The organism is Specibacter sp. NPDC078709 (assembly GCF_040686795.1).
Classification (GTDB): domain Bacteria; phylum Actinomycetota; class Actinomycetes; order Actinomycetales; family Micrococcaceae; genus Specibacter.
Window position 1 is genome coordinate 10,994 of the sequence record NZ_JBFBLU010000004.1, and the last position, 23,213, is coordinate 34,206.

General features: G+C 59.4%; 20 protein-coding genes and 1 tRNA gene. 12 read left to right on the plus strand and 9 right to left on the minus strand.

Annotation, left to right across the window (positions count from 1 at the left end; all coding sequences use genetic code 11):
* Positions 1-9 precede the first annotated feature (9 nt).
* Genes AB0P14_RS08720 through glgC form a run of 3 tightly spaced genes read right to left on the minus strand, consistent with a single transcriptional unit; the run spans position 10 to position 3,919 of the window.
* Positions 10-1,044 (minus strand): putative sulfate exporter family transporter, encoded by a 1,035-nt coding sequence (locus AB0P14_RS08720; protein WP_363840515.1) that lies wholly within the window; start codon positions 1,042-1,044, stop codon positions 10-12.
* Entirely contained in the window at positions 1,038-2,477 is a 1,440-nt protein-coding gene (locus tag AB0P14_RS08725) for an SDR family NAD(P)-dependent oxidoreductase (RefSeq protein ID WP_363840518.1), read from the minus strand. The genes AB0P14_RS08720 and AB0P14_RS08725 overlap by 7 nt, the downstream gene beginning before the upstream one ends.
* Positions 2,474-3,919, minus strand: coding sequence for a glucose-1-phosphate adenylyltransferase (gene glgC / locus AB0P14_RS08730; protein WP_363840521.1), 1,446 nt, complete (start codon positions 3,917-3,919; stop codon positions 2,474-2,476). The genes AB0P14_RS08725 and glgC overlap by 4 nt, the downstream gene beginning before the upstream one ends.
* Positions 3,920-4,026: 107 nt before the next feature.
* Between glgC and glgA the strand changes: the two genes are divergently transcribed.
* The 7 genes from glgA to AB0P14_RS08765 all read left to right on the plus strand — a co-directional run bounded on the left by glgA (position 4,027) and on the right by AB0P14_RS08765 (position 10,223).
* Positions 4,027-5,229, plus strand: coding sequence for a glycogen synthase (gene glgA, locus AB0P14_RS08735; protein ID WP_363840524.1), 1,203 nt, complete (start codon positions 4,027-4,029; stop codon positions 5,227-5,229).
* Positions 5,230-5,466: 237 nt separating this feature from the next.
* A complete protein-coding gene (locus tag AB0P14_RS08740) occupies positions 5,467-5,709 on the plus strand; it encodes an aldo/keto reductase (protein WP_363840527.1) in 243 nt (80 codons plus the stop codon).
* Positions 5,619-5,813 carry a hypothetical protein gene (locus AB0P14_RS08745; RefSeq protein WP_363841452.1) on the plus strand — a complete coding sequence of 65 codons (195 nt, stop codon included), beginning with the start codon at positions 5,619-5,621 and terminating at the stop codon, positions 5,811-5,813. Before AB0P14_RS08740 ends, AB0P14_RS08745 begins: the two co-directional genes overlap by 91 nt.
* A gap of 184 nt (positions 5,814-5,997) precedes the next feature.
* The gene (locus AB0P14_RS08750; RefSeq protein WP_363840530.1) at positions 5,998-6,774 is read left to right on the plus strand and encodes a cyclase family protein; all 777 of its coding nucleotides are present in this window, start codon (positions 5,998-6,000) and stop codon (positions 6,772-6,774) included.
* A gap of 47 nt (positions 6,775-6,821) precedes the next feature.
* Positions 6,822-8,477 (plus strand): thiamine pyrophosphate-binding protein, encoded by a 1,656-nt coding sequence (locus AB0P14_RS08755; protein ID WP_363840533.1) that lies wholly within the window; start codon positions 6,822-6,824, stop codon positions 8,475-8,477.
* Between the two features lie 298 nt (positions 8,478-8,775).
* A complete protein-coding gene (locus AB0P14_RS08760) occupies positions 8,776-9,288 on the plus strand; it encodes a DUF6318 family protein (RefSeq protein WP_363840536.1) in 513 nt (170 codons plus the stop codon).
* Between the two features lie 8 nt (positions 9,289-9,296).
* On the plus strand, positions 9,297-10,223 hold the full coding sequence (locus AB0P14_RS08765; RefSeq protein WP_363840539.1) for a hypothetical protein: 927 nt from the start codon (positions 9,297-9,299) through the stop codon (positions 10,221-10,223).
* 78 nt (positions 10,224-10,301) lie between these two features.
* Here AB0P14_RS08765 and AB0P14_RS08770 read toward each other — a convergent pair whose 3' ends face one another.
* Together AB0P14_RS08770 and AB0P14_RS08775 are read right to left on the minus strand one after the other, a co-directional pair.
* Positions 10,302-12,377, minus strand: coding sequence for an acyl-CoA dehydrogenase (locus AB0P14_RS08770; RefSeq protein ID WP_363840542.1), 2,076 nt, complete (start codon positions 12,375-12,377; stop codon positions 10,302-10,304).
* Positions 12,374-13,105 (minus strand): TetR family transcriptional regulator, encoded by a 732-nt coding sequence (locus AB0P14_RS08775; protein ID WP_363840545.1) that lies wholly within the window; start codon positions 13,103-13,105, stop codon positions 12,374-12,376. Before AB0P14_RS08775 ends, AB0P14_RS08770 begins: the two co-directional genes overlap by 4 nt.
* Positions 13,106-13,170: 65 nt before the next feature.
* Between AB0P14_RS08775 and AB0P14_RS08780 the strand changes: the two genes are divergently transcribed.
* From AB0P14_RS08780 to AB0P14_RS08790, 3 genes are read left to right on the plus strand one after another with little or no spacing between them, the layout of a single operon-like run.
* Positions 13,171-14,553: an acetyl-CoA C-acetyltransferase gene (locus AB0P14_RS08780; RefSeq protein ID WP_363840548.1), complete on the plus strand. Its 1,383-nt coding sequence runs from the start codon at positions 13,171-13,173 to the stop codon at positions 14,551-14,553.
* Between the two features lie 5 nt (positions 14,554-14,558).
* Positions 14,559-15,935 carry a 3-oxoacyl-ACP reductase gene (locus AB0P14_RS08785; RefSeq protein WP_363840550.1) on the plus strand — a complete coding sequence of 459 codons (1,377 nt, stop codon included), beginning with the start codon at positions 14,559-14,561 and terminating at the stop codon, positions 15,933-15,935.
* Complete coding sequence (locus tag AB0P14_RS08790; protein ID WP_363840553.1) at positions 15,932-16,837, plus strand: MaoC/PaaZ C-terminal domain-containing protein; 906 nt, start codon at positions 15,932-15,934, stop codon at positions 16,835-16,837. The genes AB0P14_RS08785 and AB0P14_RS08790 overlap by 4 nt, the downstream gene beginning before the upstream one ends.
* Here AB0P14_RS08790 and AB0P14_RS08795 read toward each other — a convergent pair.
* The 3 genes from AB0P14_RS08795 to AB0P14_RS08805 all read right to left on the minus strand — a co-directional run bounded on the left by AB0P14_RS08795 (position 16,834) and on the right by AB0P14_RS08805 (position 20,164).
* A complete protein-coding gene (locus AB0P14_RS08795; RefSeq protein WP_363840555.1) occupies positions 16,834-18,588 on the minus strand; it encodes an alpha/beta-hydrolase family protein in 1,755 nt (584 codons plus the stop codon). The genes AB0P14_RS08790 and AB0P14_RS08795 overlap by 4 nt on opposite strands.
* Positions 18,589-18,639: 51 nt before the next feature.
* Positions 18,640-19,404 (minus strand): DUF2786 domain-containing protein, encoded by a 765-nt coding sequence (locus tag AB0P14_RS08800; protein WP_363840558.1) that lies wholly within the window; start codon positions 19,402-19,404, stop codon positions 18,640-18,642.
* 677 nt (positions 19,405-20,081) lie between these two features.
* Positions 20,082-20,164, minus strand: a tRNA-Leu gene (locus tag AB0P14_RS08805).
* A gap of 193 nt (positions 20,165-20,357) precedes the next feature.
* Here AB0P14_RS08805 and AB0P14_RS08810 point away from each other — a divergent pair.
* Both AB0P14_RS08810 and AB0P14_RS08815 read left to right on the plus strand, forming a co-directional pair.
* On the plus strand, positions 20,358-21,662 hold the full coding sequence (locus AB0P14_RS08810; protein WP_363840561.1) for a M20/M25/M40 family metallo-hydrolase: 1,305 nt from the start codon (positions 20,358-20,360) through the stop codon (positions 21,660-21,662).
* 18 nt (positions 21,663-21,680) lie between these two features.
* Positions 21,681-22,832 carry an acyl-CoA dehydrogenase family protein gene (locus AB0P14_RS08815; protein ID WP_363841414.1) on the plus strand — a complete coding sequence of 384 codons (1,152 nt, stop codon included), beginning with the start codon at positions 21,681-21,683 and terminating at the stop codon, positions 22,830-22,832.
* 64 nt (positions 22,833-22,896) lie between these two features.
* On the opposite strand, the gene AB0P14_RS08820 is transcribed toward AB0P14_RS08815, so the two are convergent.
* On the minus strand, positions 22,897-23,139 hold the full coding sequence (locus AB0P14_RS08820; protein WP_363840564.1) for a DUF5703 family protein: 243 nt from the start codon (positions 23,137-23,139) through the stop codon (positions 22,897-22,899).
* Positions 23,140-23,213 lie beyond the last annotated feature (74 nt).

The following is a 23,213-nucleotide window of genomic DNA, read 5'->3' on the forward strand; positions in this document are numbered from 1 at the left end:
TAATGCAGATCAGGCAGCCATCAGGTGCACGGCGCCGAAAGCCAGTAGTGCGATGAGCGCCCAAGAACATAGAGCCATGACGGTGGCCCGCAACCCGGTATCCAGTAGATCGCGGACCCGGACACTGGAACCTAGGCCAAAGAGCGCTGCGCCAAGGGCTATGTCCTGGGCCAAGGCGCCGGCCTCAATGCCAGCTTCCGGCAACCACCCCGTGGTGCGCAGGGCCGCCAGCGCCAAGAAGCCCACCACAAAGAGGGGGATGACAGGCGGAAACGTGCCCGTCTCCGCTGCGTTCTTGTGCCGCCGCCGTTCCATCGCCCCGGCAACACCCACGATCGGCGCCAGTAGCACTACACGGGTCAACTTAATGACCACGGCGGCACTGAGTGCAACGCTTCCAGCAGTTTGAGCCGTGGCCACCACCTGCCCCACATCATGAACGCCCGCGCCCACCCACTGGCCGAACTGCAGAGGTGTGAGCCCCAGCGGGTGCATGAGCAGCGGCAGGACACCAATGGCAAGGGTGCCGCAGAGGGTCACCAGCGCCACGGGCAACACGGTGTCCTCGTGTTTAGTGCCCTTGACAGCTGCCATGGCGCCAATCGCCGAGGCGCCGCAGATGGAAAAGCCGGTGGCGATCAGCAGGGGAGTGTCGCCGCCGAGCCGGAACAGCTTCCCCAGCACAAACGTTCCAGCGAAACTGAGCAAAACCACTGCCACCACAAGAGCAACACTGATCCAGCCCAGATCCATGATGTCGCCCAGGCTGAGCTTGAGCCCCAGAAAAACGATCCCCACCCGCATCAGGTGCTTGCCGGCAAAGTTCAGCCCTGCCCGCCACGGGCCTTGGCACCACGCCGAGGTCCCGGGCAGGTTGACAGCGGCAATACCAAGTACGACGGCGACAGTCATCGCCGGCAGCATCGGCACCAGGGCGTGGACCGCTAAGGAGACGGCCACGGCCGCGAAGGCGGCTGCCAAACCTGGCCCTAATGTCCGCAAGGATGCCGCAAAAGCCAGCCTGCCGGCGTCGTCCTTCACCACGGGCTGGGCTTGTAATCCTTTAGGAAAACACCGTACTGGTCTTCGCCGGATTCACCCATGACGATGGGATCGTAGACGCGGGCGGCGCCGTCCACCAAGTCCAAGGGCGCATGGAAGCCCTCTTCGGCGAGGCGAACCTTGGTGTAATGCGGGCGTTCATCGGTGATCCAACCGGTATCCACGGCGGTCATGAGAATGCCGTCGGAATCGAGCATTTCCTGGGCACTAGTGCGCGTGAGCATGTTCAGAGCGGCCTTAGCCATGTTGGTATGGGGATGGCCGGGTCCCTTATAGGCGCGGGAGAACTGGCCCTCCATGGCGGAGACATTGACAATGTACTTGCGGTTGGCGCTGGATGCCTGCATGGCCGGGCGGAGCCGGGATACGAGCAGGAACGGTGCCGTAACATTGCAGAGCTGGACCTCGAGCATCTCCAGCGGATCAACCTGATCAACCACCTGGGTCCAGCTGTTGATCGCGGCGACATCGGGAACCAGACCGCCTGCGTCGATGGCGGTGCCGGCTTCAATGCGTTCTAGCGAGGCCGATCCCATGGAGAGGGCCAGTGAGGCGATCTCATCGCCTGCCAGCTGCGGGTGCTCCATCATCTGCGTGGCCAAAGCCAGCGGATGCTTGTCATGGGCGTGACCAAAAGTGACCAACTCCGGCATGGGGGTGTCCGTGGGGAGCTCTTCCAACTCGGCGTCCACCAAAGGCTTGTAGGCGTTGCCTGAGCGGCGCACCGTCTGCGCAGCATTGTTGATGATGATATCCAGGGGCCCGGCCTCGTTGAGGGAATCGGTCAGGGCCACCACCTGGGTTGGATCGCGCAGGTCAATACCCACTACGCGCAGCCGGTGAAGCCATTCACCGCTATCTTCCATGGCGGCAAAGCGCCTGGCCGCGTCCTTGGGGAAACGGGTGGTGATGGTGGTGTGCGCGCCGTCTCGCAGCAGCCGCAAGGCAATGTACATGCCAATTTTCGCGCGGCCACCTGTTAGCAGGGCGCGCTTGCCACTCAGATCGGTCCGTGCGTCGCGCTTGGAATGGTTGAACGCGGCACAGTCCGGGCATAGCTGGTGGTAGAAAGCATCCACGAGTGTGTAGTGCTGCTTGCAGATGTAACACGGGCGGGAACGCAGCAGCGTCCCCGCCGTCTCACCCGTCGCTGACGGTTTGAGTTTGTTACCCCGCGTCTCATCGTCGATCCGGTCAGGAGCTGCCGTCGCGGTCAACGCAATAACAGCCTTATCGGCGTCATTGATCGCGTCACGCTTGACTACTCGGCGGTGCCGTTTGACGGCCTTGAACATCTTGCCTGTAGCTCGGCGAACCGAAATATAGTCAGGATGTTCTTCGTCGTAGACGTGGATGTTCTCCAAAACTTTTAGACAATTTTGGATTTCTTCAGGGGTTAAATCGGGGGCGCTCACCCCACAATGTTAGCCTCTTCGCCGTCAGACGCTGACCCATCGGGTACCGCGCTGATAGCTGCGATCTGGTTCTTCACCACCTTGTCAAGGGTTTCCTGAGCCAGCTGGCCTCGACCCATGGCCAACTCCAGCGCTTCGGGAAGCTCTGCAGCGGCTGCCAAGGCAAGCTTCTTTTCCCGAGCATCCGGGGGTGAAACAATCTGCCCCTTACTCAAAACGGTCAGTCCGGATTCGGTGATGGTGAAGCCGCGAGCCCTGTCGAGTTCCGGATCCACACCAATCGTGGCGCCCGCGGGGATCTTGACATTCTTGTCAATAATCGCTCTGCGCACCACAGCACCGGCACCGACGATGACCTTGTCCATGAGGACGGATTCTTGAACACGTGCCCCGACAGCGACGTACACATCGTTGGATAAGACGGAGTTTTCCACAACACCGCCGGAGACCACTACACCGGGAGCCACGATCGAATCGAGCGCGGTTCCCACCGAGTTCTGCTCCCCACGGACAAACTTTGCCGGCGGCGAGGTGGTGTTGCGGGTGAAGATGGGCCAAGCCCTGTTGTACAAGTTGAAGATCGGCATAGGCGAGATCAGGTCCATGTGAGCGTCGTAGTACGAATCAATGGTCCCTACATCGCGCCAGTAGTTCCGGTCCCGATCGGTGGCGTCCGGGATGTCGTTCGTGGAGAAGTCGTAGACAAACGCCTCATCGCGACGGACAAAGTAAGGGATGATGTCCCCGCCCATGTCATTCTTGGTGTGTTCCTGGACGGCATCATGCTCCAGAGCCTCAACGAGTGCATCGGCATCAAAGACGTAGTTGCCCATGGAAGCCAAGAACTGGTCCGGAGCATCAGGAAGTCCAGGCGTCGATTCTGGTTTCTCCACGAAGGCGGAAATTTTGTGGGCGCCGATCGCTCCGTCGATCTTGGCTTCATCAATCTCGATGACACCAAACTGATCGGCCATTTCCAAGGGCTGACGCACGGCGGCAACTGTGGCGCGTGCACCGGAGGCAATATGGCTTTGGACCATCTGTTCGAAGTCCATGCGATAAACGTGATCAGCGCCAACCACAACAACAATGTCCGGTTCAGCATCGACGATCAGGTTCATGGATTGATAGATGGCATTGGCGCTACCCAAAAACCAGCTCTTGCCGCGGCGCTGTTGTGCCGGAACCGAGGCAACGTAGTTACCCAATTGTGTGGACATGCGCCACGTTTCTGAAATATGACGGTCCAAACTATGGGATTTGTATTGCGTCAACACGACGATTTTGAAATAACCCGAATTTGCCAAGTTGGACAATGCGAAATCAACCAACCGGAATCCTGCGAATGGAACGGCCGGTTTTGCGCGGTCTGCTGTCAAGGGCATCAATCGCTTGCCCTCACCGCCTGCTAACACGATCGCCAGAACTTTCTTTACTGACATGATCCCAACCTCCGACAGCTTGAATGGTGCACCGTGCTGTGTCTTATCTATGAGTCACAACAACTTCACACTAGAACAAATGTGTCCAGACAGACTACCTTGAGAGGGTGCGTATAGACATTGTGACAAAAGAGTTTCCGCCCGAGATTTATGGTGGAGCCGGCGTGCATGTGGCCGAGCTCAGCCGTGTCTTGGCAGCCAAAGCAGATTTGCATGTGCATGCCTTCGGAAAGAAAAGGGAGAAGGATTTTCATGGGGCAAATGTGACCTCTTATGAAAATCTTCCGGAACTTTCGGATGCAAATGCAGCGGTGCAGACTTTGGGTGTTGATTTGCAGGTGGTTTCGGCCATTGCAGGATCAGATCTGGTCCATTCACACACCTGGTATGCGAACATGGCCGGCCATATTGCCTCGCTGCTCCATGGCATCCCGCACGTGCTCAGCGCCCACAGCCTTGAGCCGCTGCGCCCCTGGAAAGCTGAGCAGTTGGGTGGCGGTTACGCCGTTTCTTCGTGGGTGGAAAAGACTGCATATGAAGCTGCCGCTGCGATTATTGCTGTCTCGGATGGCATGCGTCAGGACATTTTGCGCAGCTACCCCGATGTAGATCCGGCGAAGGTGAAGGTCATTCACAACGGCATTGACGTCGATGCGTGGCAGCGGGATGAGAAGGACGACGTCGTCCGTTCACTTGGTATTGATCCGGACCGTCCCAGCGTGGTGTGGGTTGGGCGTGTTACGCGTCAGAAGGGTGTCCCCTACCTTTTGAAGGCGGCCGCGGCACTGCCTCCCGAGGTGCAGTTGGTGTTGTGTGCCGGTGCTGCCGATACTCCTGCGCTTGGTGCCGAGGTCAATGAGCTCATTGAAGGCTTGAAAGCCCAGCGCGACGGCGTCATCGTCATCGAGCGCATGTTGCCTCGCGCTGAACTGATGCAGGTGCTCAGTCATGCCACGGTGTTTGCTTGCCCGTCCATTTATGAGCCGTTGGGCATTGTGAATTTGGAAGCCATGGCGTGCGGTGCTGCCGTGGTTGCCAGTGCCACCGGTGGAATCCCGGAGGTGGTGGCTCACGGCGAAACGGGGTTGTTGGTTCCTCTTGAGCAGGTCTCCGACGGTACTGGAACGCCCTTGGATCCGGAGAAGTTCGTAGCGGACTTTGCCGCTGCGATGATTGAAGTTGTCAACGATCCCGCCCGAGCACGGGCCATGGGAGAGAAGGGCCGCCAGCGCGCCCGAGACCACTTCTCGTGGGAATCGATTGTCGAGCAGACCCTCGAGGTCTACAAGAGCGTGCTCCCACAGGCGTAAAGACTCTCAAGAGTTGGCAATTGTCGAGAGGGAGGGGTCCGGTCATATTGACAGGGCCCTTTCCTTCTTAACGTGACTTTAGGATGAGTGAAAGGACACCCATAATGCACACTCGCAGTCACACCCAAATGCCAGAATAGGACCCATCAGGCTGACGATCAGTCTTGAACCAGCAGATACCGCGCCTCATGAACGTTCGAGGTTAGTCCGCTCGGTAAAGGTTTCCTGACCGGGGCCGTGGCTCAACGGATTCAGTACGCGAGCGGAGATATGCGAACCACCATTTCGAAGTTCAGCGAACAGAATCGGCCAGCGAATCAGGGACTTCTTGACCAGGTCACTGCAATTGCTGAGACAAAGGGTGCTAGTTCTGGCCAGATTGCCCTCGCGTGGTTTCTTGCGCAGCAACCCTGGATCGTCCCCATTCCCGGACCGGTCATACCTCACGGATCAAGGAAAGTGTTGGTTCAACAGCCGTAGTGCTCTCGGCCGACGAGCATGCCGCCGTTTCGGCCCTGGCTGCCAGCGTTGGTGTTGCAGGTGCGGGCTACAGCGGCCATCACCTCGGGCTGGTAGACGGTTAACTCGGGCTGGTAGACGGTTAAGTAGTATCAGGGAGTTAGGCTACGGGGCGTTGGATTAATGAGCAAGTGTGACCCGCAGGAATCCGCCATGTGAGCAGGGCTGTCTATTCGCACCAAAATACCGTCAGATGATTAACAAATCATTGCCCTGACGGTGCGTTCCGTCCTCACTTATGGAGATTCCTTGAGTCCTCTCACTGCAGTGCTGTCCTCACTGGCCACCGGAGCCGTCGAGGTTTGCGACCTGACCGCGCCGCTTTCGGCCGACACTCCTACCCTGGTTCTGCCCGAGCCGTTCGCCAACCTGATCGACTTCAGCATTGAGGCTGTCTCCGAGTACAACGAGCCCGGTCCCTTTTGGAAGCACCACAACATCCACACCGGTGAGCACATCGGCACCCATATCGACGCGCCGATCCACTGGATCTCCGGCCGCGACGGCAAGGACGTTTCGCAACTGGACCCGGCCCGCCTGGTGGGTCCCGCCGTAGTACTCGACTTCAGCGCAGAGTCCGCTGAGAACCCCGACTTTCTCATCGACGTCGAACATCTGCTTGCGTGGCAGCAAAAAAATGGTGCCTTCCCGGCCAATTCGTGGCTGCTGTTCCGCACCGGATGGGACCAGTATGATCACAGCCAGGAAGCGTTCCTGAACTTGGATGAGACCGGATCGCACACCCCCGGATTTACGGCAGAGTGCGCGCAGTGGATTGCCCAACAGCCGGAGATTTCCGGAATCGGCGTGGAAACCGTGGGGATCGACGCCGGTGAAGCAGCCGCGCTCAACCCGCCATTCCCCATGCACTACTTCCTTATGGGCGCTGACAAGTACGGGATCACCTCACTGAAGAACCTGGACAAGCTGCCGGCGCACGGGGCCATGATTGTGGTGGCTCCACTGCCTATTGTTGGTGGGACAGGAGCGCCCACCCGCGTGCTGGCACTGATCCCGGCGCAGTAATTGTGCTGCTCTAGCGTCGAGGCCACTACGCAGCTAAGGAAGCAGTCATGAATATTGCACAACTAGTCGGAAAAACCTTGGCTGAGCTGGGCGTTGGCCACTGCTTTGGTGTGGTGGGTTCGGGGAACTTCACCATTACCAATGCGCTCATGGAGCACGGCGTCCCGTTTACTGCGGCGCGGCATGAGGGAGGCGCAGCCACCATGGCTGACGCCTATTCGCGAACCAGCGGCAAGGTTTCCTTGGTCTCCGTGCATCAAGGGTGCGGTCTAACCAACGCTGCAACCGGCATTGGTGAGGCCGCCAAGTCCCGCACTCCCATGATCGTTCTTGCCGCTGAGGCTGCTCCCAGTGCAGTGTACTCAAACTTCGCCATGGACCAAGATGCACTTGGAGCATCTGTTTATGCTGTGCCAGAACGCGTGCACTCTGCTGCCAGCGCAGTGGCGGACACCGTCCGGGCCTACCGCCGCGCTGTGAATGACCGGCGCACTGTTGTGCTGAACCTGCCGCTGAACGTGCAGGCCCAAGAGGCTCCCACAGAAGCCGCCACTGTACCTGGCGTGGTTCCGGTTGAGCCCATCCGGCCTTCGCGTGCTGCTGTCCAGGCTTTGGCCCGATTAGTGGCCGATGCCCGGCGCCCGGTGTTCGTCGCCGGGCGCGGGGGTCGCGGCGCGCGGAACGAAATTCTCGCCCTCGCAGCTCATGCCGGTGCCCTGGTGGCGACCTCCGCGGTAGCCAAGGGTTTGTTCAATGGGGAGAAGTTCAATCTGGGGATCTCGGGCGGATTCTCGTCCCCGCTGGCGGCTGAGTTGATAGCTGATGCCGATCTCATCGTCGGCTTCGGCTGTGCCCTGAACATGTGGACCATGCGTCACGGTCACCTGATCGGGGCTGACACCAAAGTGGTCCAGGTTGACCTCGAAGAACAGGCGCTTGGTGCCAACCGGCCCATCGATCTGGGCGTGGTGGGCGATTCGGCTCAGGTTGCTGCGGACACTCTCGAGACCTTACTAACTACCGGCGTTGAGGTACGTGAAGGCTACCGCGGTCCGGCTGTTGCGGCTCGTATTGGATCCTCAATCCACTGGCAGCAAGTGGAGTTCGATGACCTTTCAGACGGCCAGCTCATCGATCCCCGCACCTTGACCAAGGCGCTGGATAAGATGCTGCCATCCGAGCGCATTGTGAGCGTGGATTCGGGCAACTTCATGGGCTATCCGAGCCAGTTTCTGAACGTGCCGGACGAATATGGTTTCTGCTTTACCCAAGCTTTTCAATCGATCGGTCTGGGATTGGCCACCGCGATTGGGGCGGGACTGGCGCAGCCGGGACGAATGCCAGTGCTAGGAACTGGCGACGGCGGTTTCCACATGGCGATCGCCGAGCTGGACACCGCGGTGCGGCTGAAAATGCCACTGGTCTGCATTGTCTACAACGACGCTGCTTATGGTGCCGAAGTGCACCACTTTAGCCTTGACGATCCTGCTTCAGACATGCGTTCAGTCGTGTTCCCAGATACTGACTTTGCAGCCATTGGCCGTGGGTTTGGCGCGGATGGCATCACGGTTCGCACGCTTGCGGATCTGGACGCAGTAGGGGACTGGCTCGCCTCCAATCCGAGCAGACCTTTGGTTATCGATGCAAAAATCGCCAATGACTTGGGCTCATGGTGGCTGGCGGAGGCGTTCAAGGGACACTGACTCTCGGCACGTGCCCAACCCCTGTGGATAACGTAGTGGCGCGTACTGCTGCTGGGCTGTATTTTGGAATGAAGCCAGCAGCAACGACTTCAACGAGGAAGCCGTTGCTGTTCAGCAGATGTGGGGACAGGCTATGCGCCGCACCATAGTTGAACATCGAGGCAGTAGACGATTCGCCCTAGTGCTACTAGCGGCCTGTTCCCTCGTTCTGGCCGGATGTTCGTCCTCATCGCCGGTTGATCCACCACCCCCAGCGAGCTCAGCTCCGACCACCAGCATCGAATCTTCAGGGACTGCGATGCTGACCCCCACAGTGCCACCGACCGCATCGCCTGCTGTTTACAAACCAGCGACGGATCAGGGACCAGCCGAGAACGTCCCGGTTCCGGTGCTACCGGACAAAGCCAAAGAGTTCAGCAAAGAAGGTCTCATCGCCTTCGCCGAATACTGGTACTCAACTTTGGGCTACGCCTTTGAAACCGGCGATCCTGAGCCGATGATGGCCATCAGCGGCCCCGACTGTCTCACCTGCGAAGCCATGAGCAGTGCCGTGGGCCCGTGGCACGCTGATGGTCGATGGATAGTTGGTGGCCAGATGAGGGTCCTGTCCATGAATGCGTCTTTTGAACCGCTGCAGAACGGCGAATATGAAGTCGTTGCTTTAGTGAGACAGGCGCACCTGAAGTTCTACCGAGGCGACAAAACACTTTCTGACGATCGAGGTCAGAAACCATCCGTGGCCGATTTAATGACTGCTTTCTACGAGAGCGGCCAGTGGATTGCTCTCGATGTTAGCCGGTTGAAGGGATAATCGTGCTGATGAATGGATCTAAGCTTTTGTCTCGATATCTGGGGGCCATTGCCGTCGCGGCACTTCTCGTGTCGATCAACACGAGTGCGGCGCTTCCAGCTGGTGAAGATCCCATTCTGCCCGAATGGAACAACACGGGCATTGATGCCGACGGCAGCGCGACGACTCCTGGCTCTGGTGGAGCCCAAGGAGAGACACCCTCGTCTGAAGTTCAGGAGAACATTGTCTATGAGGCAAGGATCGCCTGCGCTGATGGTGATAGCGTCATCTTTCCCGAATGTGCGGTGGTGATGCCTGATTGTGCCTCCGGAGCTGGGCAAGACAATGGTGAACCAGGGACGGCCGTCTACTGGTATTTCGCTGAAATAACTACATCTCCACGTTCATGGGTCTTCCACTCAGGTCCGGTCTGCATCCATGACGAGCAACCCAGAGACCTCCTCGCTGAGATTGCCGGGCAAATAGCTACCGAGTTCCAGCGCACCCCAGTAGTAGCGGCCGAATTCGGCAGCCAACCAGGACCACACACCCTCCGCGGCAAAGAAACCAACGTCTGGGCCACAGCCAGTACACAAACCTTCAACCTCACCATGCTCGGCCAAAACGTCACCATCACCGCCACCCCAGTCGCCTACACCTGGAACTATGGCGACGGCACCATCTGGGGACCAACACCCATTCACGGCGCACCCCTGCACCAAGACCGGATCGGCGAACAAACCCAAACCAGCCACATCTACACCGAAACCGGACGCCTCACCATCAGCGTCACCACCCACTTCGACGGCAGCTACACCGTCAACGGCGGCCCCGAACTACCCATCCCCGGCCAAGGCAACATCCCCTCACCAGCCCAACCACTGACCGTCTGGCGCGCCGAAACCCACCTCTACGCCGACGACTGCATCGTCAACCCCAACGGCACAGGCTGCTAACTCAGGCGAAACCACCGCAAAAGGGAACGACGGCGGCACCCAAGGTGGGTGCCGCCGTCGGCCATACATCGGTACAGGTTACTTCTTGGAAGCGGACTTTGCCTGCTGGATCAGAACCTTTTCATCAATAGGACCATCGGAGCTGGCGCGGAGCTTGCGGAAGTAGTCGCGAGCTTCGTCCTGGCGCTCACGCTCAATGCCCGTGGCAATGGTGGCCCGCAGGTGTTCGGGTCCGTAGCCAAAGGCATCCACCAAATCGAGCGCGTGGGGACGCAATTTGCTGAGTATGCGGTTGATGTAGGGGGACAGGGTGCGGGCGCGCATCATGGAAATACGGCCATTCATCAAGTACCAGGAGAGGTGCTTTTCGATCAGGCTCAGACCAAAAAGATCGCGAAGGCGGGTCATGACGCGCTTGGTACCAGGATCGGTAATACGGCCAAGTGCGGTGGTGAACGCTTCCCACTGCAACAACTCTGCGTGGGCGCGTGCGGCCTCAATGAGATCATGCTGATTGTTGTTGAAAACCTCTGCACCCTTCGCCTTGGGAAGCTTCGCGGCTTCCTTGAGAGCGCCGGCAACGTCAGCAACCATGGCCTGGACCCGATCGGACAACATGGCCCGCTGTGTGTCTTCATCCTTGAGTGCCTTGGCCGACTTCTGGGCCGAACCCGTGTCTGCTACAAACTGGGCAACCTGGCGCAGGCCAGTCTTGTTGATGGTTAGATCGGCTGCCTGATCGGCGACGAAACGGGCCAGGACACCAAAGTCTAGGTTCCGGAACTCCTTGCTGTAATCAGCCAGTAGACGTTTGGCGACCAACTGTAAGAGAACGGTGTTATCGCCTTCAAAGGTTGCGTAGACGTCAAGATCTGCACGCAATGAGGTGAAGCGGTTTTCCACCATGAACCCGGCACCGCCACACGCTTCGCGGCATTCCTGCAAAGTCTCCAGCGCGTGCCAAGTGCTCAGAGACTTCAAGGCGGCGGCAAGGGTTTCTAGGTCCTGCCGGTCTTCGTCGGTGTCGTGCCGTCCGGAGAAAACGTCGTCGAACTTCACCAGCAATTCCTCATGTGCAAAAGCGGCCGCGTAAGTGGTTGCCAAGAGAGGTAGGAGTCTGCGCTGGTGGCGCTGGTAATCCAGGAGCACCACTTCCTCGGTGTCCGAGGCGGCGTTGAACTGTCGGCGTTCGGTGGCGTACTGAATCGCGATCTTCAGGGCAACTTTGGACGCTGCCACGGCTGCGCCATCCAGAGAAACGCGGCCCTGAACCAGGGTGCCAAGCATGGTGAAGAATCGGCGGCCGGGACTGGCGATCGGTGAACTGTAGCTGCCGTCGACCGCCACATCACCATAGCGGTTGAGCAGGTTGGTCCGGGGGATCCGAACGTGATCAAAAGCTAGGCGGCCGTTGTCAATGCCGTTGAGTCCACCCTTGATGTTGTCATCCAAACCCTGAATACCGGGCAAGAATTCCTTCGTCTCAGGATCACGCAGGTCCACGTAAAAAGCGTGGACACCGTGGTTGACGCCTCTGGTGATGAGCTGGGCAAACACCACTGCGGCAAGCCCATCTACGGCTGCGTTGCCGATGTATTCCTTCCAGGCTGCCTGGAACGGGGTGTTGATGATAAATTCCTGCGACTGCGCGTCATAGGTAGCCGTGGTGGCGATGGACGCAACGTCGGAGCCGTGGCCAATCTCCGTCATGGCAAAAGAGCCCGGGATCTCCAGGTTCATGATGCCCGGGAGCCACTTGTCCTGATGTTCCTGGTTTCCCAAGTGCAGCACGGCGGAACCGAACAGGCCCCACTGCACGCCGCCCTTGATCTGCAGAGATGGATCAGCAAGGACCAGTTCCTCGAAGCCGGCAACGTTGCCGCCGTGATCGTCACTGCCACCAAGCCGGGTGGGAAAGGCGCGGTGAACACCTTCCTTCTCTACGAGAATGCCCAACTGTTCGAACACCCGCTTCCGGTGCTCGGTGTGGCTCAGGCCCTCAGTTTTGTGTAGCTCGGGCAGTCCGGCCAGGGCGCGGGCCTTCAGCCGGACATCAGCCCATCGGCCCAGGAGAACTTCACCTAGCTCTGCGACGTCTACTGTGACATCGTTCTGGCTGGTTGTCGGAGACAGCGGGCTCATTGTGTCAGTCATGATTTTCCTTCTGCTGCAGTTGCTGAATGGTCAGGGGTGGCGGGGGAGACAAACTGTCCCACGCCGTTGAATAGCCAGGCAGAGATCTGTCCAGCCATGGTGTTGAAATCTGGTTTGCCTGGTTCTCCGGGGCTTCGCAGCCACAGCTCTCCGGCTGTTCGAACCATGCCGATTGCCGCCTTGGGCCAGTAACCCAGCAAGGGTGATGTTGGATCGCCCAGCAGGTGCCGCAATGGATCGGTGATCATGGCGGTAATGCTGTCGAAGAATCCGCTCAGCTCACCTGACTGGCGGGATTCGCCGTCTTCTGGCACCGTGACAAAAAAGTAGACGTTGGGGGATGTCTGCGCCATCTGCAGGTACGCCGAAATCATTGCGGTGACGCCTTCGCGGGGATCTGTGGCGCCGTGCCGGGCCGCAGCGATGGTGTCCTGCATTTGCCGGATCACTACCGTTCCCACGGCATTCCGCAACCCTGATTTGTCCCCGAAATATCGGTAGAACACCGATTTTGATGTTCCGGCCGTGACGGCGATGTCCTCCATGGAGGCGTCGGGACCCAGTCGGTGGATGGCTCTGCGGGTTGCTTTTATCAAGGCACGACGGCGTTCCTCACGGTGGGTATCCCATCTCACCGAGCGTCCGTCGAGAGATGCCACCGTGGCCTTGTCTGCGCTGGGCACTGAAGAGCGGGCCGACACGGCCGGCCCTTGCTGTAACGAGTTCACGATACTCAGCGTATCAGGTACGCTGGGTATCAGTAACAATCGGTGTTCCCGAAGGAGAGAGCTTCATGACAATCCCAAACGCAGCAGCATCCAGTAACCAGCCGGCAGGCGGCACTGCTTCGAGAGGCAAGACTTCAGCCACCTCGCCGGCTGCCCCCCGCAAGGCAGTTGTTGTTGGCGGAAACCGCATCCCCTTTGCACGCTCCGGCGGCGCCTACGCACACTCCTCCAACCAGGACATGTTGACAGCCGCTCTAGACGGACTTGTTGCACGGTTCGGTCTGGCCGATGAAGAGATCGGTGAAGTTGCAGCAGGTGCAGTCCTGAAGCACTCCCGCGATTTCAACCTCACCCGCGAAGCAGTCCTTGGCTCGGCACTCTCGGCAACCACACCGGCCTACGATCTCCAGCAGGCTTGTGCAACAGGCATGGAAGCGGTCATTGGACTCTCCAACAAGATCAAGCTGGGCCAAATTGACTCCGCAATTGCCGGTGGCGTTGATTCCGCCTCGGATGCCCCTATTGCTGTCAGCGAAGGGTTGCGTGCCATTCTGCTCGATCTGAACCGAGCCAAGACCATGGGGCAGAAGGTAAAGATCATCAGCCGCATCCGGCCCAAGGACCTTTCCCCGGATGCGCCCTCCACCGGCGAGCCACGCACGGGCCTATCCATGGGTGAGCACCAGGCGCTGACAACGGCCCAGTGGAACATCACCCGTCAGGCTCAAGACGAACTGGCCCTGGCCAGCCATAAGAACCTCGCCGCTGCCTACGATCGCAACTTCTTCGATGACCTCATCACCCCGTTCCGCGGATTGAACCGGGACTCGAACCTGCGTGCTGACAGCAGTTTAGAGAAGCTCGCCAAGCTCAAGCCAGCCTTCGGCAAATCCCTCGGTGATGCCGCCACCATGACTGCCGGCAACTCCACGCCGCTGACCGATGGCGCCTCGACCGTGCTGTTGGCCTCCGAGGAATGGGCTGCTGCCCGAGACCTTCCCATTCTGGCCGACGTGCTTGATGGCGAAGCTGCTGCCGTTGATTTTGTTCACGGTAAAGACGGTCTCCTCATGGCACCTGCCTTTGCCGTCCCGCGCTTGCTGGCCCGCAATGGCCTGACATTGGCGGACATTGACTACTTTGAAATCCACGAAGCCTTTGCCGGAACAGTACTCAGTACCCTCGCGGCGTGGGAAGACGAAGAGTTCGGCAAGACCCGCCTCGGCTTGGATGGTGCCTTTGGTTCCATCGACCGCGCCAAGCTCAATGTCAACGGTTCATCGCTGGCAGCCGGGCACCCCTTCGCTGCCACGGGCGGACGCCTCGTTGCCTCGCTGGCCAAGATGCTCCACGAACACGGTCCTGTTGACGGACGCCCGGCACGCGGCCTGATCTCCGTTTGTGCTGCTGGCGGACAGGGTGTCGTTGCCATCTTGGAAGGACGGTAGAGACTATGAACTCCCAGAAGACATCCTCTGCCGCGCGGGAGAAGGCAGATAAGTACACCGAATTCGTCAGTCGTGGTTTCGGTAGGGACTTGGCCAAGCGACTAGGCCTGCCGCAGCCCGCCGTGTTGCGCCGCTACACCCCCAACACTCCTCTGGTTCAGGGACCCATTTTGGTTCTTGGCCAAGGAGCAGGGGCCGACGCCGTTGCCCAGCTGCTGCTCGATTGGCACCAAGATGTGCGCCGGCATGCAACACCCAAAGAAAAGTTGGGTGCCATTGTGGTGGTCCTAGACGAACTTGACCACCCGGACCAGCTCTCGGCGCCTATGCTCGCCGTTGGCGCTGCGCTGCGTGACTTGAACAAGAACGCCCGTGTGGTCGCTATCTCCAGGGTGGCAACTGTCAGTGACAAACCCGCAGTGGCTGCCGCACGCAACGGCGTGGACGGGATTATTCGCTCACTGGCTAAGGAACTGCGCGCCGGAGCCACGGCAAACGGTGTGTTGTTGGCCAACGACATCGCCGCGGACGCACCCAGCGCCTCGTCGGCGCTGCGCTTCTTCCTCTCGGCGCGTTCAGCCTTTGTGGATGGGCAATTCCTCACCGCTTCCTCCGCTGGTTCCACAGCGGAGGCCGATTGGGAGAAGCCCTTGGCTGGTTCTGTTGCCGTTGTCACGGGTGCTGCGCGCGGCATTGGGGCGTCCATTGCTCGTACACTTGCCCGTGATGGTGCCACGGTTTTGGCGGTAGACGTACCAGCAGCCGGAGACCACTTGGCCGCCGTCGCCAATGAAATCCATGGCACTGCGCTCCAACTGGACATCACCAGTCTGGACGCCGGTGAACGCATTTTGGAACATGCCATCTCCCGCTATGGGCGCTTGGATATCGTGGTGCACAACGCCGGTATCACCCGCGATAAGTTGCTGGCCAACATGGATGCCGCGAAGTGGGATTCAGTCATGGCCGTCAATATCGCATCCCAGTTGCGGATGAATGAGGCATTCCTGGCTAGTAGCGATTTCGCCAACAATCCGCGCATCATCAGTGTTGCCTCCACCAGCGGGATTGCCGGTAACCGTGGCCAAACCAACTATGCAGCGTCGAAGGCAGGGGTTATGGGCATGGTCCGTTCTACCGCACCCTTGTTGAGCGAAAGCGGTGGCACCGTGAACGCCGTCGCCCCTGGTTTTATTGAAACTGATATGACGGCAAAGATCCCCTTCGCCACGCGGGAAGTGGCCCGACGCCTGAACAGCCTGCAACAAGGCGGTAAGCCCAGTGACGTGGCCGAGGCCATCGCCTTCTTCGCCCAGCCTCAAGCAGCAGGTGTCACGGCGAATGTATTGAGGGTGTGCGGACAGAATATGGTGGGGCAATGAGCGAGCCTACCCTGCTGAGCGAGATGCCTTCGCTGTCCAAGCTCTACGTCAATGCCGCGGCCATGGCGGCCAAGAGCAAAGTGGTACGGAGCGAACCCATTGTGGCACTGCCCTCACGGGCAGTAGAGGTGCGTGGTGTGCGGGCCGATCTGGCCAAGGTCACGGAGTTTGCGCACCTGATGGGTGAGCCTGCACGTGACGTGTTGCCCTCTGGCTATCTGCACGCGTTGGTCTTTCCCGTGGCCATGTCGGTCATGGTTCAGGACGATTTTCCGCTGCCGCTACTGGGCATGATTCACCTGCGCAATCAGGTGGAACACGTGGCTCCGGTGTTGTTTACGGATGAATTGTTGGTACGGGCCTGGGCGCGCGACTTGGTGGGACATCGGAGCGGTACCCAGGTGCAGCTTGTGGCGGAAGTTTTTAACGCAGACGGCACGCAACTGTTGTGGCGTGGCGTTTCCACCTACCTCGCCAAGGGCGTTTTTCTGCCGGGTCTGGACAAGCCTACGGCGGCCGCCGGCCGCGTTGACTTCGTTCCGCCGGTGCCCACGGCGCAGTGGCGGTTGGGCGTTGATACGGGGCGAGCCTATGCGGCGGTCTCGGGTGATTTCAACCCGATCCACCTCAGCGTGATCACAGCGAAAGCACTGGGTCTGCGGCGTTCCATAGCCCATGGCATGTATGCGGCGTCTCGTGTACTGGCGACGGTTCCGCAGTCCAAGCCCCGTTCGTTTAGCTGGGACATCAGCTTTGACACGCCCATGTTCCTGCCAGCTACGGTCTCCCTTGAGGTCCTTGACCACAGGACTGACGACGGCGTGTGGCTGAGCTCGGAGTTCACCGCGTGGAACGCTCACAGTGCCCGAAAGTACTTCAGCGGCACTGTGAGTGCAAGCTAGTTCGTCATCGACTCCTCATACGGGTAGGCAGCGATGACCGCTTGAATCCGGTCTAGTGCGGGCTGGTCCAGGCCACTGGGGGAGACCCCATTCCAGGCCTGGACCGCCACGTCACCAAAATTATGGCCGTGGCTGGCCGGAACCGATTCGCCCATGAACATATCAAAGGCCACCTGCAAGTAAGTGATCAGGGGTATCCAGCGCATGGAATCACTCACATCGGGGGCGCGGCCTCCGCTGGCTGCACTTCCTGCGAGCCAATCCGGTTTCTGCCAGATCAACCGAGGAGTCAACCACGTCACGGCGTCGGTGCCATGCTGCAGATACGCCACGCGGCCAGGTTCCCACGGTCCATCCAGTTTTTCAAAGTCACCATTGTTCGATAGCCAGCGCACGTTGTGTCCGCCGTCGAAGACGGGTTGCCATACGGGGGAGCCGGGGTCACGCTGGGCCTGTAGCTGACCCCATGGTTGAGAGTTGTTCGGAGCCCCTGAAAAAACTGCTCCGCCAATGCTGCTAGTCAGATCTTCTACAGTGCTGAACGCGGATTGCATTCCGGAGGCCCCCAAACTCAGCCCGTAGACCAGCAATTCGGGGCGGTTGCCTTCCGGCATGGCATCCCATTCGGCCTTCACTGCCGAGTACAGTGCCTGTGCTGAGGTGCGGGGAAGATCTTGGTGGAAGAGAAATGAGACCCAGCTGGGTTGGTAGGAATATTGCATGGACACAATGGCGGTATCGCCGCCGTGCAGGTATTCCAGTGAATCCACTGCCTGCCGCTCCAGCCAGCCTGATCCAGTGGGGGTAGCAATCAGGAGAGTGCCGCGGCCAAACGCGCCCGTCCGTTTGAGTTCGGCGACGGCCACCTGCGCGCGGTCCGCCACGGAGTTCTCTTGCTCCGATCCTACATAGACACGAACCGGTTCCTTGGCTGGAGCCCGGGTCACTTGCTCGATGGTGGCTGCTGTGGGACCGCCACCCACAAAGGCGCGGCCCTGCATGCCTAATTTGTCCCAGTCAACCGCTGATGCCGATCCAGCAGAACGGAACTCCGAATCTGGTTCTGTGATGCCTGCAGGTGTGGTGTCATTCCTGGCTGAGTACACGCGGTCCGTGCCCATGAGAGCCCCTGAAACTAGCAAGGTCAAGGCCAGCGCCGCGGTCAGAATTCCAGTGAGCAGCCCACTAGCGGTGACGAGGCGGGTGTTCCAGCCTGCACGGCGAGCCCAGCGCCGTCCCAAGGCAGCCATCTGCACTAAACCCCAGCGGACACCAAAGACGACAGCTGCTACGAGAACCGCCACCAGGAAAAAGGTACCAAGTTCCATGGCGTCTATGGGGGGCATGTCCACTTTGGCACGGACCTCGTTTTGCCAGGACACGGCAAGAATTCCCACGACCGCCACATAGATCCCGCCCATGGCCCCGAGCGCTGGCCAGACCCACAAGGGAACTGCTTTCAGCGCTGTTGGATCAGCAGGAGCCGGAACAGAAGGCGCCAGACCATCTGGATCAGATAGCGCCAGTGTGGGTGTGGCCGTAATGGTGGAAAGCTGTTTCCGCCGTGCCAAGAATCTCGATACCGCACGCCATAACCAAGAAGCTGCCAGATAAGCCAGCCCAAAGCTGAGCCCGGCCAGGAATCCTTGGAAAAGGGCGGGTCGTGGAACCAAGGATGGAGTCAGAGCAATGCCAACAGCTGCCACTCCCGCCACGAGCCCGGCAATGCGGGCGAATCGGGTGTGCTCCATGGCGGGCATGTCCTTACTGCTGCGTGTTGAATTGAAGTCCCAGACTATCGGTTACGCCTTGAGTGAGCCGCGGGCAGACGGACTCATTTCGGCATTGACGCTGGCTCTGGTTCCGGCGTAGCTGCCGGCCGAATGGGCATTTCTGGATCCCATGGACATGCTTTGCCGCCGAGCCGCACGAATCTGCGGGTACAAGTGATTGACATGTTGGTCCGCGCGATCCCGGCGGCTTGCCAGCACCAGCTCGTTCCCGGGTTCTCCATGGGTCACCTCAGCGCTGTAGATGGCGCCGATCCTGCCGGCGACGGTGGTGAGGAAACCGAGCTGAAACTGCCGACGTTCGAGCGTCTTTTCCTGAGCACTCAAGAAGTCTTTGTAGGGGTATGTGGGCCACCACGCCTGCATGGCTGCCGCCAATTGCAGACGCAAGGAATCGAAGAGTCGTAGCACCTGGTCCACATCGGATTCGGCCCCGATGAGATAGAGGATCTTCTTGGTCGGAGTGTTGGCCTGCAGCACCCTGACGGTGTTGAAGGCCAAAGCGACCGAGGTGAATCCACGGGCCTGGCCCACCTTGTATTGCCCACCAAATTCCACACGTTCCTCCACCATGGGCTCTTGTGGGCGGCCGGACTTACCAGCCTCGGCGTCGATGGTGGCCTGCTCGATGCCGTAACGAACCATAAGCCGTTCGGCATGCTCTTGAAAAGCTTGCGCTTCAGCAGGGAAGGGCGTGTTTGCCGCCTTCGCGAGCAGTTTGGTGATCAGCTTGAGCGTTTTCTCGGCCTTGCGGCTAGATTCTTCCTCGGTCTTCATGGTGCAGCACTCCTTTGCATTGATCAGGACTCTACGGCGGGGGTCTGACAAAATAGTGGGCCCGGCCTAGAACCTATGAAGCACGGGGCGGGCCTTGACGGGCTGGACCACCGGTTAGGCAATGGGGCCTGCGCTGGACGGGGCGGTCGCCAGGTAGTTACGGGTTGGATTCGAAAACGCGGATGATGCGATGAAAATCGAGAATTTGTCGCTTCTTCTGCAGTCTCGAACAGGTTAAGCGCAGCATCTGCAGTTTCGAAGCAGAAGCCGTTGACACGCCCGGGCTGTACACACATTCTCGCCGCTACCCCGAGACCTTGGCCGCACTCGAGTCGTCAGATGCTGCACTCGAGTCGTCAGATATGGCCCGTTTAATCGCATTTTCGGGGCCAGACATGGCAACTCGAGGATTGCGGATTCGAAAACGCGGATGATGCGATGAAAATCGCGAATTTGTCGCGTCTTCTGCAGTCTCGAACAGGTTAAGCGCAGCATCTGCTGTTTCGAAGCAGAAGCCGCTGACACGCCTGGGCTGTACACACATTTTCGCCGCTACCCCCATTTTGGCCGCTAACCCAAGAAACACTGGGTAATCAGTGACCATAATCACGTCCAGGAAGGGCTCTTGAGCAAACAAAAGACTCCCTGAGAACCTTAGTTCTCAGGGAGTCTGTCAGTGCGCGGAAAGGGACTTGAACCCTCACCCCGTTTCCAGGACTAGCACCTCAAGCTAGCGCGTCTGCCATTCCGCCACCCGCGCAGGTGATCGCAGGAATTCGTTTCTCGCTCTCGCTTGAATCGTTGTTCCCTGCAGCAGCGATGAAAACAATAGCACGACTTTTATGTGAAAGAACAATCGAGTCCTGCCCCGCCCATTTTCCGGCTGTCCGGGTGCCTGAAAGGACCCGAAAGGTAGGCTGGGCTAAACGCCCTAGAACATAAGGAGTCATCCCGTGAACAACGTCAGGCCAGAGGACGAAGTGGCAGGCATTTGCGCCGATCTCATTCGTTTCGACACCAGTAACTACGCCGATAACGAAGGTCCGGGGGAGCGGGCCATTGCTGAGCACACTGCTGCTTTGATTTCCGAGGTGGGGTTGTCGGCTGAGCTCTATGAGTCGTCTCCGGGGCGAGCCAATGTTGTCAGCAGGATTTCTGGAACAGATTCTTCACTGCCAGCCCTGGTGGTGCACGGCCACCTAGACGTCGTACCGGCGCAGGCCTCGGACTGGAGCGTTGACCCCTTTGCCGGCGAAGAACGTGACGGGATGATTTGGGGTCGCGGTGCGGTCGACATGAAGGATATGAACGCCATGATGCTTTCGGTCATGCGCTCTATGGGTCGCGAAGGCCGTCAGCCCAAGCGGGATCTGATCTTCGCCTTCTTCGCCGATGAGGAAGCTGGCGGCAAGTATGGTGCCCGCTGGTCCGTGGACAACCGCCCCGATCTATTCGAAGGAGCAACTGAAGCCATCTCCGAGGTGGGCGGCTTCTCCACCGACATCAACGGTAAACGCGCCTACCTCCTGCAGACCGCAGAGAAGGGCCTTGCTTGGCTACGTCTGACCGCCCACGGCCGCGCCGGCCACGGATCGCACATCAACACTGACAATGCGGTGACCCGGCTGGCCCGGGCCGTAACCCGGATTGGTGATCACGAGTGGCCCATTGAGTACACCGATACCACCCGTGCCTTCCTCGAGGGCGTTTCGGAGCTCACCGGCATCGAGTTTGACGAGGGAAACCCGGAAACTCTGCTGAGCCAGCTCGGCACGGTGTCACGATTCGTTGGTGCAACACTGCAAAACACGTCCAACCCCACGTTCCTGAAGAGCGGCTACAAGGCAAATGTGATTCCCGGCACGGCCGAGGCCATGATCGACATCCGCACGCTGCCCGGCCAGCATGAGCAGGTCCTTGAAATCGTCCGCGAGCTGGCAGGTGATGGCATTGAGATCTCAACTATCCACAACGACGTCTCCCTCGAAACTCCCTTCGCCGGCAACCTCGTGGACGCCATGATCGATTCCCTCCACACTGAAGATCCCGGCTCCACCGTCCTGCCCTACACGCTATCCGGCGGTACTGACAATAAATCGCTGAGCCGTCTGGGCATTAGAGGCTATGGCTTCGCCCCACTGCAGCTGCCCGCGGAGTTGGACTTCACTGGCATGTTTCACGGAGTGGACGAACGCGTTCCCGTCGATTCACTGAAATTCGGCTCCCGCGTTCTGGACCGCCTGCTGAGCAACTACTAAGGACCTCGCACCATGAGTATTGACCTGCAAGAACTGCTCCCCGATGAGCTGCTGGAACGTTTCCGAGTCCGTGCCAAGGGTTATGACGAACGCAATGAGTTTTTCCACGAGGACCTCGCCGAACTCAAGGACCAGGGCTACTTGCGCATGTTTGCTGCCACGCACGACGGCGGACTCGGCTTTGGTCTGGAGCAGGCCGCTGCCGCACAACGCAGGTTGGCGACAGCCGCCCCGGCCACCGCATTGGCGATCAACATGCACTTGGTGTGGACCGGCGTCGCACATCTTCTAGCGCAGCGAGGGGACAACTCTCTCCACTATGTGCTGACGGAGGCGGTGGCGGGGGAGGTGTTTGCCTTTGGTAATTCGGAGGCGGGCAACGATTCGGTGCTGTTCGATTCCAACACCGTGGCAGCGCCCCAGGGCGACGGTAGCTACTCCTTTACCGGCACCAAGATCTTCACCTCGCTCTCGCCAGCCTGGACCCGGCTGGGGATCTTCGGGAAGGACAGCAGCGGGGAGGAAGCTGTTCTAGTGCATGCGTTCATCACCCGTGAGACACCCGGATACACCATCAAAGACGATTGGAACACGCTCGGCATGCGGGCGAGCCAGTCAAACACCACCGTGCTCGACTGCGTGGTGGCACCGGCTGATCGGGTGTTCCGGAAACTGCCTGTGGGCCCCAACGCGGACCCGCTGATCTTCTCCATTTTCGCTTGCTTTGAGACGCTGTTGGCCGCCGTGTACACGGGTTTGGGCGAGCGGGCGTTGCAGATTGGTGTGGAAACGGTGCATAAACGTAAGTCCAAGAAGTCGGGCAAGAGCTACGCTCAAGATCCGGACATCCGTTGGCGCATCGCCGACGCGGCGTTGGCCATGGACGGGCTTTACCCGCAGCTGGAATCGGTGGCCCGCGACGTAGACAACCTGGTCAATCATGGATCCCAGTGGTTTCCCAAGATGGTGGGACTGAAAGTTCGGGCCACGGAAACGGCCAGGACAGTTGTGGACTTGATCATCCGAGTCAGCGGAGGCAGCAGCTACTTTGCTGGCAATGAACTGGGCCGCCTTTACCGTGATGTGTTGGCGGGAATGTTCCATCCTTCGGACGACGAATCGGCGCACTCCACGATTGCCAACGCATGGCTGGGTCCGCTCGAGGACTGAACAGCGGCCCCTAAGTGCACTGGCCACCAATCCCGTGGTTCGGGGTGGTTGTGGACGGTCTGCCTCAGGAGAAGATATCGAGGGTCCGCTGAACCCGTAGCACCCTGCGGCGCATCACGTATTTGCGGTGCCCGCCCATGTACAAGGTGCTGCGGGCCAACTCCCACTTGCCGTATTCGGCATGTTCACGCAGACGCTGATAAGCGGTCGGTACCGACTCGCCAGCGGAGACCGTGATTTCCAAGTACTCGTACTGGCGCAGAGGTGCCCCCGGGCTGGTCGATGCAGGTTTCAAGGTTTCCCTCATGAAGTGTCCTTCCTGTCCGTACTTTCCGAGCCACTTGCCGCCACTATCCCTCCAGCAGATCCCTAATAGTGGGG

Coding starts and splice junctions, on each gene's coding strand:
- glgC (WP_363840521.1), bottom strand. CDS start 3,919: ATGTCAGTAAAGAAAGTTCTGGCGATCGTGTTAGCAGGCGGTGAGGGC.
- AB0P14_RS08755 (WP_363840533.1), top strand. CDS start 6,822: ATGAATATTGCACAACTAGTCGGAAAAACCTTGGCTGAGCTGGGCGTT.
- AB0P14_RS08760 (WP_363840536.1), top strand. CDS start 8,776: ATGCTGACCCCCACAGTGCCACCGACCGCATCGCCTGCTGTTTACAAA.
- AB0P14_RS08765 (WP_363840539.1), top strand. CDS start 9,297: ATGAATGGATCTAAGCTTTTGTCTCGATATCTGGGGGCCATTGCCGTC.
- AB0P14_RS08770 (WP_363840542.1), bottom strand. CDS start 12,377: ATGACTGACACAATGAGCCCGCTGTCTCCGACAACCAGCCAGAACGAT.
- AB0P14_RS08780 (WP_363840548.1), top strand. CDS start 13,171: ATGACAATCCCAAACGCAGCAGCATCCAGTAACCAGCCGGCAGGCGGC.
- AB0P14_RS08785 (WP_363840550.1), top strand. CDS start 14,559: ATGAACTCCCAGAAGACATCCTCTGCCGCGCGGGAGAAGGCAGATAAG.
- AB0P14_RS08790 (WP_363840553.1), top strand. CDS start 15,932: ATGAGCGAGCCTACCCTGCTGAGCGAGATGCCTTCGCTGTCCAAGCTC.
- AB0P14_RS08795 (WP_363840555.1), bottom strand. CDS start 18,588: ATGGAGCACACCCGATTCGCCCGCATTGCCGGGCTCGTGGCGGGAGTG.
- AB0P14_RS08800 (WP_363840558.1), bottom strand. CDS start 19,404: ATGAAGACCGAGGAAGAATCTAGCCGCAAGGCCGAGAAAACGCTCAAG.
- AB0P14_RS08820 (WP_363840564.1), bottom strand. CDS start 23,139: ATGAGGGAAACCTTGAAACCTGCATCGACCAGCCCGGGGGCACCTCTG.